Source organism: Nocardioides sp. (genome assembly GCF_016462705.1).
Classification (GTDB): domain Bacteria; phylum Actinomycetota; class Actinomycetes; order Propionibacteriales; family Nocardioidaceae; genus Nocardioides.
The window spans coordinates 8,738-24,622 of the sequence record NZ_JAEMSS010000049.1; the positions used below are offsets into that span (position 1 = coordinate 8,738).

Here is a 15,885-nt window from a genome sequence, read left to right on the forward strand (position 1 = left end):
CTCGCGAGCAGGTGTGGGTCGGGCGAGACGGCTCGCCGGCCTCCCACACTGTGCAGATCATGGGCATGAGCTCCGAGAGCACGTCACGCAACGTCGATCACTCCTCGCGAGCAGGTGTGGGTCGGGCGAGACGGCTCGCCGGCCTCCCACACTGTGCACATCATGAGCATGAGCTCCGAGAGCACGTCACGCACGACCGACCACCTCCAGCAGCTCGGCGTACGTCGCCAGCGAGTGGCCGGCCAGGAAGTCGTGGCAGTAGGGCAGCGCGGCGACCACGCCCTGCTGGACCGGCTCGTAGCCGGACTTGCCGCGGTGCGGGTTGACCCACACGACCCGGTGCGCGACCCGGCGCAGGGCGGCCATCTGCTCGGCGAGCAGCGTGGTGTCGCCGCGCTCCCAGCCGTCGCTGAAGACCACCACGACGGCACCGCGGGCCATGCCGCGTCGGCCCCACCGCTCCAGGAAGATCCGCAGCGTCTCCCCCAGCCGGGTGCCGCCCGACCAGTCCGGCACGGTCTCGCCGGCGGCCACCAGGGCGCGCTCGGGGTCCCGGCCGCGCAGTGCCCGGGTGACGTGGGTGAGCCGGGTGCCGATGGTGAACGTCTCCACCGGCCCGGCCTGGGTCATCCGGTGCGCCAGCCGGAGCAGCGCGTCGGCGTAGGAGCTCATCGAGCCCGAGACGTCGATCAGCAGCACCACCCGGCGCGGCTTGCGGCCGCGGCGCCGCCACTGGATCTCGGCGGGCTCCCCCATCCTCCGCAGGCTGGACCGCAGCGTTCGCGAGGCGTCGACCGACCCGCGGTGCCAGCTCTCGTGCCGAGGCGTCCGCCGGACCGGGTGCCGCGGCCGCAGGGACGCGAACATCGCGTTGAGCCGGTGCTTCTCGGCCGCGGTCAGCTCGCCGATGTCACGGTGCCGCAGCACCTCGACGTCGCTGGCCATCGCCCGGGCGACCTCGGTGTCGGAGTCGTCGGCGCCGACCTCGAGCCCCTCCTCGCTCAAGGGCAGGCCGGAGTACGACGGCACGCCGGCCTGAGCCTGCCGGGCCCGCGGCAGCCCGTCGCGCCCGTTGAAGTAGGCCTGGTGCACCTGGTCGTAGCGCGCCAGGTCGTCCGGCGAGGCGCACAGGGTCGCCCGCCCGGCGGCGTACGTCGCCCGGGCGTCGCCGAGACCGACCAGGGCGACCGCGGCGAGGTAGCCGTGGGTCCGGTCCTGGGTGACCGGGACGCCGGCCGCCCGCAGGGCGCGGGTGAAGCCGACCAGGATCTCGTCGGCGTCCCGCACGGGCAGGGCGGTCATGCCCGCAGCATCTGGTCGAGGGCGTGCTGGACCTTGGTGGCGTCGTCGCGGTACTTCACCAACGCCCCGAGCGTCCGGGACGAGGACTCGAGGTCGAGCTCGACCGTGCCGAGGTGGTGGAGCGCCCGTGCCCAGTCGAGCGTCTCGGCGACGCCAGGCGGCTTGAGCAGGTCGGTCCCCCGCAGCTGCTGGACCACGCCGACGACCTGACGGGCCAGCTCCTCGGAGACCTCCGGGGCCCGGGACCGGACGATCGCGACCTCGCGCTCCAGGCCCGGGTGGTCGATCCAGTGGTAGAGGCAGCGTCGCTTGAGCGCGTCGTGGAGCTCGCGGGTCCGGTTGGACGTCAGCACGACCACCGGGGGTGTCGTCGCGGCGACGGTGCCGAGCTCGGGGATGGTCACCTGGTAGGTCGAGAGCACCTCGAGCAGGAACGCCTCGAACTCGTCGTCGGCGCGGTCGACCTCGTCGACCAGCAGCACCGCCGGGCTCTGCTGGAGGGCAGCCAGCACCGGCCGGGCGAGGAGGAACCGCTCGTCGTAGAGCGACTTCTCGGCCTCCTGCACGTCGACCCGGCCGTCAGTCGCCCCGGCGCCGGCCGCCTCGAGCGCCCGCAGGTGCAGGATCTGCCGCGGGAAGTCCCAGTCGTAGAGCGCCTGGGTCGCGTCGATGCCCTCGTAGCACTGGAGCCGCACCAGCGGCAGGTCGAGCGCCTCGGCGATGGCCTCGGCCAGCGCGGTCTTGCCGGTGCCGGGCTCGCCCTCGAGCAGCAGGGGCCGCTCCATCCGCAGCGCGAGGAACGTGACGGTCGCCAGCGCGTCGTCGGTCAGGTAGCCGGTGCCGCTGAGCGCCTCGGCGATCTCGGCGGCGGACCCGGTCTGCATGTGATCCAGGCTACGGGTGGGGCGTTGGCGCCGGGTTGGCCGAGAGCCACGCCGCCATCAGCGCGACCGCCTCGCGCAGCCGCCGGAAGTACGTCGTCCGGCTGAGGTGCAGCTCGCGCATGGCGTGCGCGTGGCCGGCCTCCGGATCGAGGTAGCCGAGCTCGACGACCGCCCGCAGCAGCCGCGCCTCGGGCCCCTTGCCGAAGGCGTGCTCCAGCACCTCCGGCAGCCGTGGCGCGTACGGCGAACGTCTGCCGCCCACGGGTTCGCCCAGCTCGCGCAGGGCCTCCCGGACGTCGGCCGGCGTGACGACCGCGGTCCCCGACCATGCGGACCGGGCCTCCTCCCGCATGGAGGAGATGACGCCCTCCTCGCCGTAGTCGAGCACCCAGGCCTCGACCGTCGTGGCACCGATCCGGAGGTCGAGCGCGGAAGCCCGTAGCCCCCCGCAGTGCTCGGGGTCGGGGGCGCCGGGGCGCCGGGTGGTGAGCCAGCTGCGGAAGTCGGGCAGCCCGCTGCGCTGGACCAACGCGTGCAGCACGAGCGGGCCGACCTCGTCGGCCTCGGGCCCGGACACCAGCACCTCGGTCACGGGGTTGACCAGCGTCCGGCCCTCGGGGTCGCGCTCGGCCGCCCAGGCCTGCCAGGCCGCCAGGTGCGGGTCGTGCTCGAACGCCGCGGGCACCGCGGACCCGGTCAGCCAGGCCGCCACCGCGGCCGGCTCCGAGTCCTCCACTCGACGCACCACGACCACGTGCTCTGGTGCCTCGACGAGCCAGCGTCGCAGCCACGCCAGGTGCGCCGGGTCCAGCTCGCGCGGTCCCCGGCCGATCGCAGTCGCGTCACCGGGGCGCGGCCCGTCGACCCGCCACTCCGAGTCGCGGGTCATCGAGGGGGTGACGCCGCGGTCGACGGGCGGCGCCAGGACCTCGCGCAGCTCGGTGACCACACCTGGACGGCCGCGCTGGGCCGCGTCGGCGAGGTGGTCGATGATCTGCAGCCGCAGTGCCCGTTCGAGGTCCGGCTCGTCGTGCCGGAGCTGGGCGACGAGCAGCCGCCGTACTCGGTGCTGCAGGCCGATCCGGAGGCCGACCGGCTCGGCGAACGGCAGCCCGCGCAGCCAGCGCTCGGCGTCGGCACCGGGTGCGGTCTGCGGCAGGACCGCGGCCAGCAGCCTCGCGTCGACGGCCGGCGCGAGCGCCGCGACCGCCAGCACCAGCCGCCTCTCGGTCAGCAGGGTCGGGTCGCGCCAGAGGCCGTCGGTGAGGTGGTGGAGCAGCTCGCGTTCCAGCCGGTGCCGAGCCTCGGCCTCGAGAGGGCGCCCGCGGGCGGTGCGCGCGGCGGCGGCCAGGGTGAGCGAGAGGGGATGGCCGTCGGCCCAGGCGACCAGCTGGGCGACCTCGTCCGGGTCCTCGAGGCCACGGCGGGCCAGGAGCTCGGCGGCCGCGGCGGCTCCGAGCCGGCCGAGCGGGACCGGGATCGTCGCGGCGCCCCACGGCGAGCTCCACCAGTCGGCGTGCGGCGCCCGGCGACCGGCCAGCACCACCGCGGACCCGGCGGGCAGCCGACCCAACGCCTCCCGCAGCATCGGTTCAGTCGGACCGAGCTCGTCCGCGGCGTCCACCGCGACCAGCCGCGGCCCGGAGGTGGCGTCCACGATCGCCTCCAGCCGGTCCGGGTCGGCGAGGAGGGCGTCGGCGTGGACGACCAGCGTCTCGACCGTCCCATGCGACCTCCGCGCCAGCTCGCGCAGCAGGGCGCTCTTGCCGCCGCCTGCCGGGCCGGTGAGGAAGGCGAGCCGGTGCGGGGACCCGTCGGCGACCAGGCCCGCGAGCACGGCGAGCTCCCGCTCGCGCCCGACGAAGAGCCCGCCGTCGCGGGCGGTGACCTCGTCGGCCAGGCTCATCGGCTCATCGTAGGGAGCAGTGGACGGGTTGGCACTGGTTCGGCACCAGACCGGCACCGCGCACCGCCCCGCGCGTGGTCGTCGGCCGGAAGGATCGGGATCCCTGCTCGCTCGGAAGGCCGGTCCCATGCGCCGATGGATCCCTGTCACGATCTCGCTCCTGCTCGCCGTCACCGGCGCGGTCACGACGACCTCCGCCGCACCGGCCGCCGAGGGGGGCGAGCGGAGGAAGAAGCCGGCTCTCACCTCATCCCCGGCACTGCCCCTGCAGGGCACCACGCTCACGCTGCGCACCAAGCTGCCCACGAAGTTCAAGCGCAAGACGCAGCTGCAGCAGCGCAGCGGCACGACGTGGGTCACCGTGGCCCGGCGCAAGACGAAGCGCAGCGGGAAGGTCGGCTTCCAGGTCATGGCTGCGGGCGATGCGACCTACCGCGTCCTGGCCAAGAAGACGAAGCACCGCGGCAAGCGCTACAAGAAGGTGGTGAGCAAGCCGCACACCGCGCCGGTCACCCTGCGCGCTGAGCTGGTCAGCGCCACCCCGGCCGGTGCCTCACCAGGCGCGGAGAGCGGCTCGGTCGACCTGTCCGCCGACGCCCGCTACGTCGTGTTCGCCTCCGACGCCACCACGCTGGTCCCGGGCGTGACCGGCTACGTCCCCGAGCAGAGCAACGTCTTCCTCCGGGACCGGGCCACGGGCGTGACGACCCTGGTGAGCCACGCGACCGCGGGTGCGACGGTGGCCGGCAACAACGCCAGCTTCTGGCCGCGGATCTCCGCCGACGGCCGCTACGTCGTCTTCGTGTCCTATGCCGACGACCTGGTCGCGGGCGACGACGCCGGCTACCAGGACGTCTTCCGCTGGGACCGGACGACCGGGAACACCATCCGGATCTCCGAGGCCGGTGCGGGCGGGGACACCGACGCCAGCAGCCACGATCCCTCGATGTCCGCGTCCGGCGACGTGATCGCCTACACCACCGAGGCGACCAACATCGACTCCGACGACGACAACGGGGTCTTCGACGTCTATGCCTGGGACGCCGACACCGGTGAGTCCGACCGGGTCAGCATCGATGTCGGCGGCGACGACCCCAACGGCCCCAGCCAGTCGGGCATCGTCTCGGCCAACGGGGCCTACGTGAGCTTCGCGTCCGACGCCGGCGACCTCGTGTTCAACGACACCAACGGCGTGCGGGACGTCTTCCGCCGCGACCTCGCCGGCGGGACCGCGATCGTCTCGCGTGGTGTGTCCGCGGCCGGCGACGGCGCAACCTCCGCGAGCCGTACGGCGATCTCGTCCGACGGTCGCTATGTCGCGTTCGCGTCCATGGCCGACAACCTGGTGCCGGGCGGCTCGCCCGACAACGGCAAGCTCAACGTGTTCATCCGCGACCTGGTCGACCAGTCGACCGCTCTGGTGAGCCGCGACCCGTCGGGCGGGCCGACGAGCGACCACTCGCTGTCACCCGGCTGGGTCAGCGACGACGGGCGCCATGTCGTCTATCCCTCGCTGGCTGCCGACCTGGTCACGGACGACACGAACGGCTTCGCGGACGCGTTCCTGTGGGACCGCGTGACCGGCACGTCGTCGATCATCGCCCGCAGCAGCCAGTGGGGACCGGTCAACGGCAACGTCTACGAACCGGTGGTGACCCCGGACCTGCGCTGGGTCGGGTTCTACTCGACGGCCACCAACCTGGTGCCCGGCGACCCCAACCCGGCCAGCGACGCCTACGTGTGGCGACTCCAGTGAGCGCCGGCTGAGCCTGGATCAGCGGCTGTCGACGTCGATGCCCGACGCCAGGTCGCCGCACTCGACCGACAGGTGTTCGTGCGCCTCCAGGTAGTCCCGCGCCCCTCGGTCGCCCGTCGCCGTCGCGGCGACGGCCGCCCAGTGGTCCCGGCCGATCAGGACCGGGTGGCCCGGCCGGCCGTCGTACGTCGCCCGGGCGAGCACCCCGGGACCCGTGCCCGAGTCGAGCACCCTCCTGACCACCGAGGCCGTGAGGTCGGGGAGGTCGACGAGGAGCACGAGGGCCGCGGTCGCATCCGGTGGCATCCCGCGCAGGCCGGCGCGCAGCGACGCGGACATCCCTGACTCCCAGTCGTGGGCGATCACGACGTCGACGCCGAGCCCGTCGAGGAACGCGACCGCCTCGGCGGACCGGGCGCCGAGCACGACCGTGACCCCGTCGCAGCCGCCGTCGTCGAGGACCCGCACGCCGCGCTCGAGCCAGGAGCCGTCCGCGTCGGAGACCAGTGCCTTCGGCTGGCCCATCCGGCTGCCGGCACCCGCTGCGAGCAGGAGGCCCTGGGTGCTCACGGGGTGCTCACGGTCAGCGGAAGGCGAGGTCATACAGGTTCAGGAGCTCGGGCGACGCCTCGCCGCTGAACCCGCAGGCGGAGACCTGGCCGCCGGTGGCGGAGATCAGGTAGGTGCCGCCGACGACGAACTCCTGCTGCCCCCCGAGCCCGCGCAGGTCGGGCAGCGAGCCGACCACCTCGACCTGCTCGACGGGCTGGCCGGTGTAGGTCTCGGTGGGCTCGAGGGTCACGGTGCTGCCCGCGACCGCCGTGACCGTCCCAGCGAACGCGACCTCGGCGGTGCCGAGCATCTCCGGCGTCGGGACCGCGCACCGCGCCGGCAGGCTCGAGGGCGCCGTCAGCGTGACCACTGTCGGCTCGTCCGCCGGGGAGGAGCTCGGGCCGGCCTGCTGGACGGTGGCGTCGTCCTGCATGGAGGACACGGCGGCGTAGCCGCCTCCGGCGATGGTGGCGACGGCCGCCGCAGCGACCAGCCAGGCAAGGGGACCCCGGCGGCGCAGGTCGGTGCTCTGCTGCGGGAGGTCGGCCTGGGCGGCGGTCTCGACGTCGCTGCTCGTGGGGGTGGTGGTCATGGTGTCCTCCAGCAGTCGGGCCAGCCCGTGCGGGTCGGCCGGGGTGAGCGAGCGCGCGGGATCGGACTGCCCCAGCAGGGCCCGCAGCTGCGGGTCCTCGTCGAAGCTCTGCTCGTCCGTCATCACGCCACTCCCTTCGTCTGCACCTTCATGTCCACCTCCGGGGTCCGGTCTTTCAGGTCGTGCCGGATTTCTCGAAGATCTCCTTGAACCTCCCCCGCGCCCGGTGCAGCCGGATGCTCACCGCGTTGGGCGTCAGGCCGAGCACCGCGGCGATCTCGGCCGGGCCCAGCTGCTCCCAGGCCCACAGCCGGAGCAGCTCCGCCTCGTCCGGCCGCATCCGTGCGAACGTCGCGGCCACCCGGTCGTCGACCTCGGGCTCGTCGGGCACCGCCTCGTCGGGCGGGTCGACCACGGTGATCCGATGTGCCAGCCGCCGCTGACGCCGGAGACCGCGCTCGGCGTTGGCGAGAGCGTTGCGGGCGACGGCGTAGGTCCACGGCAGCGCCTCGTCACCGGCGGGCACGTCGTCCAGGCGGCGCCAGAGGACCAGCAGGGTGTCGGCGAGCACGTCGTCGGCGGTGTCCGGGTCCGTCCGGCGGGCCAGGAACCTGCGGACCGGCTCGACGACGAGGGCCGCCACGGCCTCGAAGCGCGAGCGGCGCGCGTCGTCCTTCTCGGCCCCGTCCACCGCGCCAGTATCCCGGGACGGCGAAGGGTGTGGCTCGTTCCGGAGACCGGGCCACGCCCCGGCCCTGACCAGACCTCAGGGTTGCAGGCCGAGCGCGCCCCGCCGGTTCTTCGTCGTCGTGAGGCTGCCGAGCTTCGACGCGGCACCCTTGTCGAGGACGCACGACGGGGAGTCGAGAGTGGCGCCGTTGCTCACCAGGTTCATCGTGTACTTCTTGGGCACCTTGACGACGTGGGTGCCTACGGCCGGTGCCACGAAGGCGGCCGACGTGCCCTTGAGCTTCAGCGTCATGGGGCCGGACGCCGGCACGGGCGTCTCAGGGATCTTCGCACCCGTCACCGCCACGGTCGTCTTGCCGACCTTGTACTTGAGGCCGGTGGCATCGCCGGACAACGACTTGATGCCGAAGAAGTTGAGGGTGTCGACGAGCTCGGCGGGCAGCGCGATGTCCATCTTGAACTTGCGCGCCTTCACCGTGGACCCCGCCTTGGCGGTCTCCGGCAACGACAGCGTGATCTTCACCGCCGACGTGGCCGGACCGTTGATCGTGCTGCACGTGTACGACGTGTTGACGCTGGCGGCCTGGGCCGGCGCGATGCCACCGACCAGCGCACCACCGACCGCGACGACCGCGGCCGCTCCCAGTGCCGCGATGCGTCGAGAAAGATGAGAAGACACAACGACTCCCTCCGAGTCCGGACCCGCTCCCTGCGGGCCCGGCGCCACCGTACTAGAACGTGTTCTAGTTCTGCGGGAGGGTCACGGCACGGGTGCGCTGAACCCGCCGATCCGGGCCACGAAGAAGTCCTGGGCGGAGGTCATCGTCGACGCCTCGAGGTTGAGGTGGGTGGCCCGGACCAGCCCGTCCGGTGCGAACTCCATCATCTTCTCGCCGCCGACCTCGAGACCCCTGAGGATCTTCTCCTTGGCCTCGAACCAGAACTTCCCGGTCATCTGGTCGACCCAGGTGAAGGTCTCCGGGTGCTGCCATCCCGCGTCGGCCAGCTTCTTGTAGACCCGCAGCAGCCGCTCCTTGGTCAGCCCGCGGCCCGACGCGTCGGCGACGTACACCCCGTCCATGTCGCCGGTGACCCGGCACAGCACCTTCAGGGTCCCGCCGAAGTTCTTGCACCACTTGGGGAGCCTGCCCCCCTTGAGCAGGGTGCTCTCCTGGAACGGGCGGTAGTAGAGGCCGTCGCCGGCGCTGTCGACGGCCAGCTTGAACCGCCGCCACTTGGAGTCGGTGGCCACGTCGAGCCCGTTCTCGGAGTAGTTGAACCCGACGTCGATCTCGCCCTTGTGGTCGAACTTCTTGATCTTCGCCAGGTACTTTTCGACCTCCTCGAACCTTGTCTTCGCCCGGTCGATCAGCTCCTCGCGCTGGGTCTTGGACAGCTTGGCGTTCTGGATCCGGTCGAGGATCCGGTCCTTGGCCTTCTTGGTGTAGGACCGCATGGCGACCAGGCCCTTGTCGGCCTTCTGGAAGTCGAGCCACTTGATGTCGATGTCGGAGACGTTCTTGGGCTTGAGGTTCTCGTGCTTCCAGACCGCGCCCTTCTTCAGGTTCTGGACCGAGACCGGCGCCCGGCCGCGGATGCCGATGAGGACGCCTTCCTCCCTGGCGATCTTGGTGAAGTGCTTGATGTCCTCGACCGCCGCACCCCACAGCCTCGCCATCTCGGTCCGGTTGAGCAGCTTGCCGGGCGGCATCGCCTTCATGGACTTGTAGGTCTTGCTCTGCGCGCCGACCGCCGCGAACGTCTTCCCGACCAGCGGCAGCCGCTTCGCCAGCGTCACGCCGAGCTCGGCCTGCACGACCTCGATCACGACCTGGGCACCCAGCGACCCTCCGGCGTAGCCGAAGGCGTTCGACACCTGCGCCAGGTCCCCGGTCTCGTACGCCGTCTCGATCCGCCTCATCCAGTCCTCGGTGCTGGACTCGACGACCGTGGCCAGGCCGGCGTACGCGTCTCCCGGCGCGCGCCGGAGGACCGACCCGACCTGCGTGTAGAGGTGCTGCTTCTCCTCGGGCGTGGCCGCGTCCCAGTAGGCCTGCACGAGTCCGGCGCCCGCCCACAGCGCCTCGGTCGTGGGGAGCAGGAGCTCCGGGTGCTCGTAGTAGCCCACCGCCGCCTCGCGGGCGCCCACCGCCGTGCCCCGCAGCCACAGCGCCGTCGTCTCGATGGCCCCGAACGAGAACCCGCCGAAGAGGTTGGTCACGTTGGCCGCCGAGGCCTGCCACCAGTTCTTGGCCGGCGGCAGGGGGACGGAGATGTCCACGCCGCCGAGGTGGTCCCCCGACCCTGGTCGCACGGCGACCTCGGCGGGGGCCAAGGCGGTCCCCGCGGCCCCGGGGGCGGTGGCGTCACAGCCAGCTCCCGCGTCGTCGCCGAGGTCGTACCCGGCGGGGGCCAGCTGCACCCGCGCCCGCGCCGTACCGGTGGGGAGGGTCCGGACGAGCATCCCGAACACCGTGTCGTCGCCCGGCTCGAGGGCCCCGGCCAGCGGTGGGGCGACGCTGTCGGCCGCGGAGAACGTCGCCAGGTCCACGACGCCGTGCCCGCCGGCGTTCCCCGCGAGCGTCGGCCGGAGGGGAGCCAGGCACAGCCGTCGCCAGTCCGACAGGTTGCGGACGCTGCCCGACAGCAGGAAGGCCCGGCCACCGGTGACCCAGGGCCGGTCGCCGACGGTGCGGTCGCCGTCCAGCTGGGACTCCCACCACAGCGGCGGCACCGTGACCACGAAGGTGCCACCCGTGCCGCGCTCGACCCGGGACGAGCCGTCCTGCACGAACGAGGCGAGCAGGTCCACCTTGCGCTTCCCGTCACCGGTCACCTCGACCGGCAGGGTGAGCGTCCACTCCTCGTTCGGAGCCAGCGACCCGACCGTGATCGGGAACGTGCCCGTCGCGAAGTCGAGCTGGTCGAGGAGATGGGTCGGCACCTGGGGCCGGATGTAGGCGCGCTCGAGCACGACGTCGGTCATCGGCTCGTCGGTGGAGTTGCGCAGCGTCAGCGTCACCTGTGCCGTCTGCGGAGCGACGGCTCCGTCGTCGTCGACCGGGAGCGCGAGGGGCTCCGGGTCGACGGCAGCCTCGAGCACGAGGGCGTTGGTGCTCACCTCGACGACCTGCTCCGCCTCGGTGTCGATGGTCCGGGCACCGTCGCGGCCCGACGCCTCGACCCGCAACGTGGTCGAGCCCGGCTCGAGCGCGCGGAGCCGCCACGTCCAGATCGTCGGCACCCCCGCCGCCAGCGACGCCCCGGTCGTCCCGCTCGGGGCCTCGACGACCTCGAGGGCGTCGCCGGGCACGTCGAGGGTCAGCGCGACGTCGGTCAGGTCGTCCGTGGACTCCAGGGTCACGGCGACGTCGAACTCGTCGCCCACGGCCGGTCCGCCGGAGGGCAGGCCGGGCGTGATCTCGGCCGCCAGGTCAGCGCCCGACTCGTCCCACACTGTCGCCAGGGTCTGAGCCGCACCCAGGTCGCGATAGGCGAACACGCCGGTGCCGCCGGCCGTGCCATCGAGGGCGGTCCAGTAGCGGTCCGAGAGGCTGTGCACGGTGGCCCACGCTCCGGGCGCCTGGGAGCGCGCGACCACCGTGGTGAGCGGCGCGGTGGTGGACGGGTAGTAGCCGTACGTCGCGTACGCCGTCCCGTCGTCGGCCAGCGTCACCATCTCGTTGACGGGCCGGAGCAACCCCGTCGCGAGCACCTCCGGGGCGGCCCAGGTCCGGGTGGTCGCGTGATAGCGGATCGCGGCGACGCTGCCGCAGGAGCAGGCGGTCACATAGTCCTTGATCCCGATCAGCACCGCCCCGGGGGCGGCCGCGTCCATGTCCCGGACGTAGAAGGTCGAGGGGAGCGTGGTCACGGTCCACAGGCCCGTGCTGATGTCCAGGGCGGCCGCCCGCGAGACGCCGACGGCGTTGACGTCGGCGTCCGGCTCGTACCACGTCGCGACGGCGCCGCTGTCGGCACCCGACCAGCCCGCGACCGAGAACAGGAAGTGGCTCCGGATCCCGGAGGCAAGGGTCTGCGGAGCCGACCACGAGGTGCCTGACGGGGTGAGTCGCTGTCCGACGACGGTCGAGCTCCGACGAGCAGCCAGCGCGAACCCGCCACCCGCCAGGGCCACCACCCTCGCACTGGAGAACGGGTTGCCGTCGTCGGCGACCGGCGCCCCGGGCACCTCGGTCCACGAGCCTGCCGGCCGGCGAACCCAGGTCCGGATCCCCTGCCCGCGGACCATCACCACGGCCGAGCCGTCCTCGGAGTAGGCCAGCTGTGGCTCGCCGGTCTCGAGCCCGGTCGCGACCAGCTGCGCAGCCGCCCACGTGCCGGAGTCGAGGTCGAGGCCCCGCACGTAGAGCTCGGCCGCGCCCGTGCTGCCCACGAGGTAGGGCACGAACAGCGTGCGCTGGCGCTGCGCCCCCGCCAGCGGGGTCGCACCCGAGACCGGGGGCGCGACCGCGCTCCAGGCCCCGGCTCGGCGCAGCCACCACTGACCGGCCTGGTCGCGGCCCACCGCCTGCCCGTCGTCCAGGGCGAGCACGTCCGGCAGCGGCCCGCCGCCCACCACCTGCGGCGAACCCCAGGCCGGCGGCTCAGCCCCCGCGTGGGGGACGAGCGAGATCAGGGTCGCGAGGACGACGGACACGAGGACGACCAGGCCCGAGGCCGGCCGCCTGCGGACGCGGGCTCGACCGGGCATGCCGACAGCGTCGACGAGAGGCGTCCGACGAACGTCCGACGAGCGTCAGCGGCCCGCGAGCCGCGCCAGCTCCGGCGATGGCGGGACGCCGAGCTCCCCGCAGGCGAGGACGGCGTCCCGGTGGACCTCGTCCGCCTCGGCGTCGCGGCGCAACGCCCGCAGCACCTGGACGAGCCGGACCGCGCGCGCCTCGTCGTACCGGTCGAGCCGACGCGCGGTGGCGAGCCACCGCGCCGCTTCCCCGAGCTCGCCGGTCGTGGTCGCGGTGTCCGAGACCCGGTCGGCGAGCACGCCCACCGCCAGCGAGAGCTCGCCGCGCAGGTCGTCGAGGACCGGGTCGCCGCCCGGGTTGGGCAGGTCATCGGTGACCAGGGCGAGCGCTCGGCGGGCCGCCTCCACGCCGAGCTCGGGAACGGTGTGCCCGATCCGGGCGGCCTGCACGACCAGATGGGCGTCCACGGTCACGTCCGGGTGCAGAGCCAGCCGGTCGCCGCGCCGAACCACGACCTCCCCGACCGACCCACGCAACCGGTTGAGGGTGTTCCGGAGCCGACGACGCGCGACCGCGTCGTCCTCGCCCGGCCAGAGCAGCTCGAGCACCTCGTCGACCCCGGTGTCGTGCCGCGCGGCCACCGCGGCGAGCAGGGTGGTCTCGTCCCCGCGCCGGGGCAGGCGCTGGCCTTGCGAAGTCTCGACGGCGGTGGTGCCGACCAGGCGCAGCCGGACACTGCCGGATCGGCGGGCTGTGGCTCCGCGCGCGTGGGGCGCCGTGCGCGCCCACAGCGCGAGCTCCGGCTCGACGGCCTCCACGATCTCGGGGTGCCCGATCGACTCCGCCTCGGCCAGCGCCTCGGCGACCAGCAGCCGGGCCCGCTCACCCTCGCCGGCCCGCTCCGCGGCCCAGGCCTCCAGCAGTCGGATCCGCCAGGCGCTGAGGGGGGTCCTCGCACACCGGGCGGCGAGAGCGGGGACGTCCGCCGGGTCACCGGCCCGCGCCGCCAGCACCAGCTCGGCCATGTCGAAGGCGTTGCCGAAGTCGGCGGCGGCCGGGAGGCGGCGGGCGATGTCCAGCTGGTTCCGCGCGTCGTCGTACTGACCCAGCGACGCCAGCATCTCGGCGGCCTCGGCGTGGAAGGCGACGCCGGCCGGGAGGGCGTGCCACTCACCCCGATGGGCCTCGACGACCGCGAGCTGCTCGCGGGTCGCCGCCAGGTCACCGCGACGGCAGGCCACCAGGGCGGCCGACCAGGCGACGTACGCCGTGAGGGCGACGTCGTCGCGCGAGGCCGCCAGCTCGGCGGCCTCGCGCAGGGCGGCCTCGGCGTCGTCCGCGCGGCCGGCGTGGCTGTAGACCTCGGCGATGAACGTGAGCACGCGCCCGCGCATCTGGGTGCCGGGTGAGCACAGGGCCAGGGCGCGCTCGATGTGCTCGACGGCCAGCCCGACCCGACCGGCACGGAGGTCGGCCCCGAAGCCGAGGCTCAGCCACGCGTCCGCCTCCCACTCGCGTTCGCCGTTGACCCGGAGCAGCGCGGTGGCCTCCTGGAGCATGGCCCGCGCGGCCTCCTCCGAGTCCGGCTGCTGGTGCAGCAGGTCGACGAGCGCCTCCGCCATCAACAGCCGGGCCCGGGAGATCTCGTCGGCGCGCGGGAGGGCGGCCGCGGCGCGGGCGTGGACCTGGTCGGCCTTGCCCTGGCGGGAGAGCTCGCGGACCTGCTCGGCCTCGGCCGCGACCCAGGCCGGCGAGTCCTCGGGCACCAGCCGACCCAGACGTGCGAGCCAGTCGGCGCGCAGCTGGGCCTGCATGCCGAACTCCACGGCTCGCACCAGGGCGAGCAGCGCCTCGGGGTGGCGCGCGACGAGCTCGTCCGGCCAGCGCCGCACCACGGCCTCGAGCTCGCCGGGCTCGAGCTCGGCGAGCTCGGCCCATCGTCGGCTCCGGTCGGCGGAGCGCAACGTTCCGGCCAGCAGCCGGACCAACGTCGCGTCGTGCCCCGACGCGTGCAGCCAGCGCACCGCCACCGCCAGCTGCCCGTGGTCGGCGTACCAGTGCGCGGCGACCGACCGCTGCTCGGCCGTCGCCCGGTCCGGGCCGGACGAGGTGGGGACGTACCAACCGTCGCTGCGCGGCTGCAGGGTTGCTCCCGAAGCGGCCAGACCGCGCCACGCGCCGGGACCGAGCACCGCGTCGACCAGCCCCGGCGACAGCAGTGGCAGGCCCGACAGGGCTCCCGCCTCGACGGGGACCTCGGAGCTGTCGTGTTGCTCCGCCGTCGCCAGGCGACGTACGTCCTGGACCACGCGTCCGGCGAGGCCACCGGTGCGCCGGAGCACCTCCTCCACGGCGGCCGTGTCCACCGGCAGCCCCCGGGCGCCGAGGAGCGCCGCCACCTCCGCGTGATCCAGGACCGGCTCCCCCGCCACAGCGTTCACTCTGACACTTCGGACGGCTGGCGTCCGAGCCCCGGGTCAGGATCCGGAACACCACCCGGTCGAGCCATGGTCGGCGCGGGTGCCGCGGCGTACGTTGCCGAGATGAAGATCCGGGTGACGCCCTCGTTCGTCGTTGCTGTGCTCGCCCTCCTGGTTGCCGTCGGTGGCACCGGCTACGCCGCCGGCAAGATCTCCTCGGGCGACATCAAGGACAACACCATCAAGAGCCGTGACGTCAAGAACGATGCGCTCACCGGCGCCGACCTCAAGGACGGGAGTCTCGGCACCGCGGACGTGACCGACGGCGGTCTGAGCGGCTCCGACGTCCAGGACGGCGGCCTCACCGCGGCCGACGTCCAGGCGGGCTCGCTCGGGCGGGCCGAGCTGAACCCGGCCTGCGCGGCCGGCGAAGCGGGCGTGTTCGGTGGCTGCGTGCGACTCGCGGCCAGCGGACCGTCGTCCTATCAGGCCGCCATCGATGACTGCAGCCGGCGCAACGGCCGGCTACCGACCACCGCCGAGATCACGTGGATCAGGACGCACGTGGAGTACGGCTGGGCAGACGGGAACGCCGGTCAGTACGAGTTCACCGGCGACCACACCGCGACCAACCCCTACACCCCGATCGCGTTCGACAAGGCCGGGAACGCGATCTCGAACGCCTCGGCAAGTCTCTTCTGGCATCACTGCGTCACCTACTGACGCTCCCGGAAATGGCCGACGGCCCGGCCGGAGCAGGCGCTCCGACCGGGCCGGTCGTGTGGTTCAGCGGGTGGCTGGACTCAGAAGTCCATGCCGCCCATGCCGCCGGACGGGTCGCCGCCCATGGCGGGGGCCTTCTCCGGCTTGTCCGCGACCACTGCCTCGGTGGTGAGGAAGAGCGCCGCGATGGAGGCGGCGTTCTGCAGCGCGCTGCGGGTCACCTTGGCGGGGTCGATGATGCCCTCGGCGATCATGTCGACGTACTCGCCGGTGGCCGCGTTGAGACCGTGACCGGGCTCCAGGTTGCGCACCTTCTCCGCCACGACGCCGCCCTCGAGGCCGGCGTTGATCGCG

The 15,885-nt window shown here is 73.5% G+C and carries 12 protein-coding genes; 2 read left to right on the forward strand and 10 right to left on the reverse strand.

The genetic code is table 11. The features are described 5' to 3' along the window. Nucleotides 1-186: 186 nt before the first annotated feature. The 3 genes from JHD21_RS08450 to JHD21_RS08460 are packed head-to-tail and all read right to left on the reverse strand — an operon-like array spanning nucleotide 187 to nucleotide 4,092. Complete coding sequence (locus JHD21_RS08450; RefSeq protein ID WP_292673450.1) at nucleotides 187-1,302, reverse strand: VWA domain-containing protein; 1,116 nt, start codon at nucleotides 1,300-1,302, stop codon at nucleotides 187-189. Beyond that, nucleotides 1,299-2,186 carry a MoxR family ATPase gene (locus tag JHD21_RS08455; RefSeq protein WP_292673452.1) on the reverse strand — a complete coding sequence of 296 codons (888 nt, stop codon included), beginning with the start codon at nucleotides 2,184-2,186 and terminating at the stop codon, nucleotides 1,299-1,301. The genes JHD21_RS08450 and JHD21_RS08455 overlap by 4 nt, the downstream gene beginning before the upstream one ends. Before the next feature lie 10 nt (nucleotides 2,187-2,196). Next, nucleotides 2,197-4,092 (reverse strand): hypothetical protein, encoded by a 1,896-nt coding sequence (locus JHD21_RS08460; RefSeq protein ID WP_292673456.1) that lies wholly within the window; start codon nucleotides 4,090-4,092, stop codon nucleotides 2,197-2,199. 127 nt (nucleotides 4,093-4,219) lie between these two features. Here JHD21_RS08460 and JHD21_RS08465 point away from each other — a divergent pair, with 127 nt between their 5' ends. Continuing rightward, nucleotides 4,220-5,848 carry a hypothetical protein gene (locus JHD21_RS08465; protein WP_292673458.1) on the forward strand — a complete coding sequence of 543 codons (1,629 nt, stop codon included), beginning with the start codon at nucleotides 4,220-4,222 and terminating at the stop codon, nucleotides 5,846-5,848. Nucleotides 5,849-5,866: 18 nt separating this feature from the next. Here JHD21_RS08465 and JHD21_RS08470 read toward each other — a convergent pair whose 3' ends face one another. The 6 genes from JHD21_RS08470 to JHD21_RS08495 form a co-directional block, all read right to left on the reverse strand. Continuing rightward, complete coding sequence (locus JHD21_RS08470) at nucleotides 5,867-6,418, reverse strand: nucleotidyltransferase family protein (protein WP_292673460.1); 552 nt, start codon at nucleotides 6,416-6,418, stop codon at nucleotides 5,867-5,869. 13 nt (nucleotides 6,419-6,431) lie between these two features. Further along, entirely contained in the window at nucleotides 6,432-7,115 is a 684-nt protein-coding gene (locus JHD21_RS08475; protein ID WP_292673463.1) for a hypothetical protein, read from the reverse strand. Nucleotides 7,116-7,167: 52 nt separating this feature from the next. Continuing rightward, on the reverse strand, nucleotides 7,168-7,683 hold the full coding sequence (locus tag JHD21_RS08480) for an RNA polymerase sigma factor (protein WP_292673465.1): 516 nt from the start codon (nucleotides 7,681-7,683) through the stop codon (nucleotides 7,168-7,170). 75 nt (nucleotides 7,684-7,758) lie between these two features. Next, nucleotides 7,759-8,361: a DUF6801 domain-containing protein gene (locus JHD21_RS08485; protein WP_292673467.1), complete on the reverse strand. Its 603-nt coding sequence runs from the start codon at nucleotides 8,359-8,361 to the stop codon at nucleotides 7,759-7,761. Between the two features lie 81 nt (nucleotides 8,362-8,442). After that, complete coding sequence (locus JHD21_RS08490) at nucleotides 8,443-12,396, reverse strand: hypothetical protein (protein WP_292673469.1); 3,954 nt, start codon at nucleotides 12,394-12,396, stop codon at nucleotides 8,443-8,445. A gap of 45 nt (nucleotides 12,397-12,441) precedes the next feature. Then, the gene (locus JHD21_RS08495; protein WP_292673471.1) at nucleotides 12,442-14,820 is read right to left on the reverse strand and encodes a bacterial transcriptional activator domain-containing protein; all 2,379 of its coding nucleotides are present in this window, start codon (nucleotides 14,818-14,820) and stop codon (nucleotides 12,442-12,444) included. Nucleotides 14,821-14,931: 111 nt separating this feature from the next. On the opposite strand from JHD21_RS08495, the gene JHD21_RS08500 reads away from it, so the two are divergent. Further along, nucleotides 14,932-15,531 (forward strand): hypothetical protein, encoded by a 600-nt coding sequence (locus JHD21_RS08500; protein WP_292673473.1) that lies wholly within the window; start codon nucleotides 14,932-14,934, stop codon nucleotides 15,529-15,531. Between the two features lie 80 nt (nucleotides 15,532-15,611). On the opposite strand, the gene JHD21_RS08505 is transcribed toward JHD21_RS08500, so the two are convergent. After that, nucleotides 15,612-15,885 (reverse strand): TCP-1/cpn60 chaperonin family protein (locus JHD21_RS08505; protein WP_292673475.1); only part of this gene is annotated, 274 nt, incomplete at its 5' end.

Bases quoted from the DNA above. Each gene is read 5' to 3' on its own strand.
- JHD21_RS08460 (WP_292673456.1), bottom strand. From the start codon at position 4,092: ATGAGCCTGGCCGACGAGGTCACCGCCCGCGACGGCGGGCTCTTCGTC.
- JHD21_RS08450 (WP_292673450.1), bottom strand. From the start codon at position 1,302: ATGACCGCCCTGCCCGTGCGGGACGCCGACGAGATCCTGGTCGGCTTC.
- JHD21_RS08500 (WP_292673473.1), top strand. From the start codon at position 14,932: ATGAAGATCCGGGTGACGCCCTCGTTCGTCGTTGCTGTGCTCGCCCTC.
- JHD21_RS08465 (WP_292673458.1), top strand. From the start codon at position 4,220: ATGCGCCGATGGATCCCTGTCACGATCTCGCTCCTGCTCGCCGTCACC.
- JHD21_RS08490 (WP_292673469.1), bottom strand. From the start codon at position 12,396: ATGCCCGGTCGAGCCCGCGTCCGCAGGCGGCCGGCCTCGGGCCTGGTC.
- JHD21_RS08475 (WP_292673463.1), bottom strand. From the start codon at position 7,115: ATGACGGACGAGCAGAGCTTCGACGAGGACCCGCAGCTGCGGGCCCTG.
- JHD21_RS08455 (WP_292673452.1), bottom strand. From the start codon at position 2,186: ATGCAGACCGGGTCCGCCGCCGAGATCGCCGAGGCGCTCAGCGGCACC.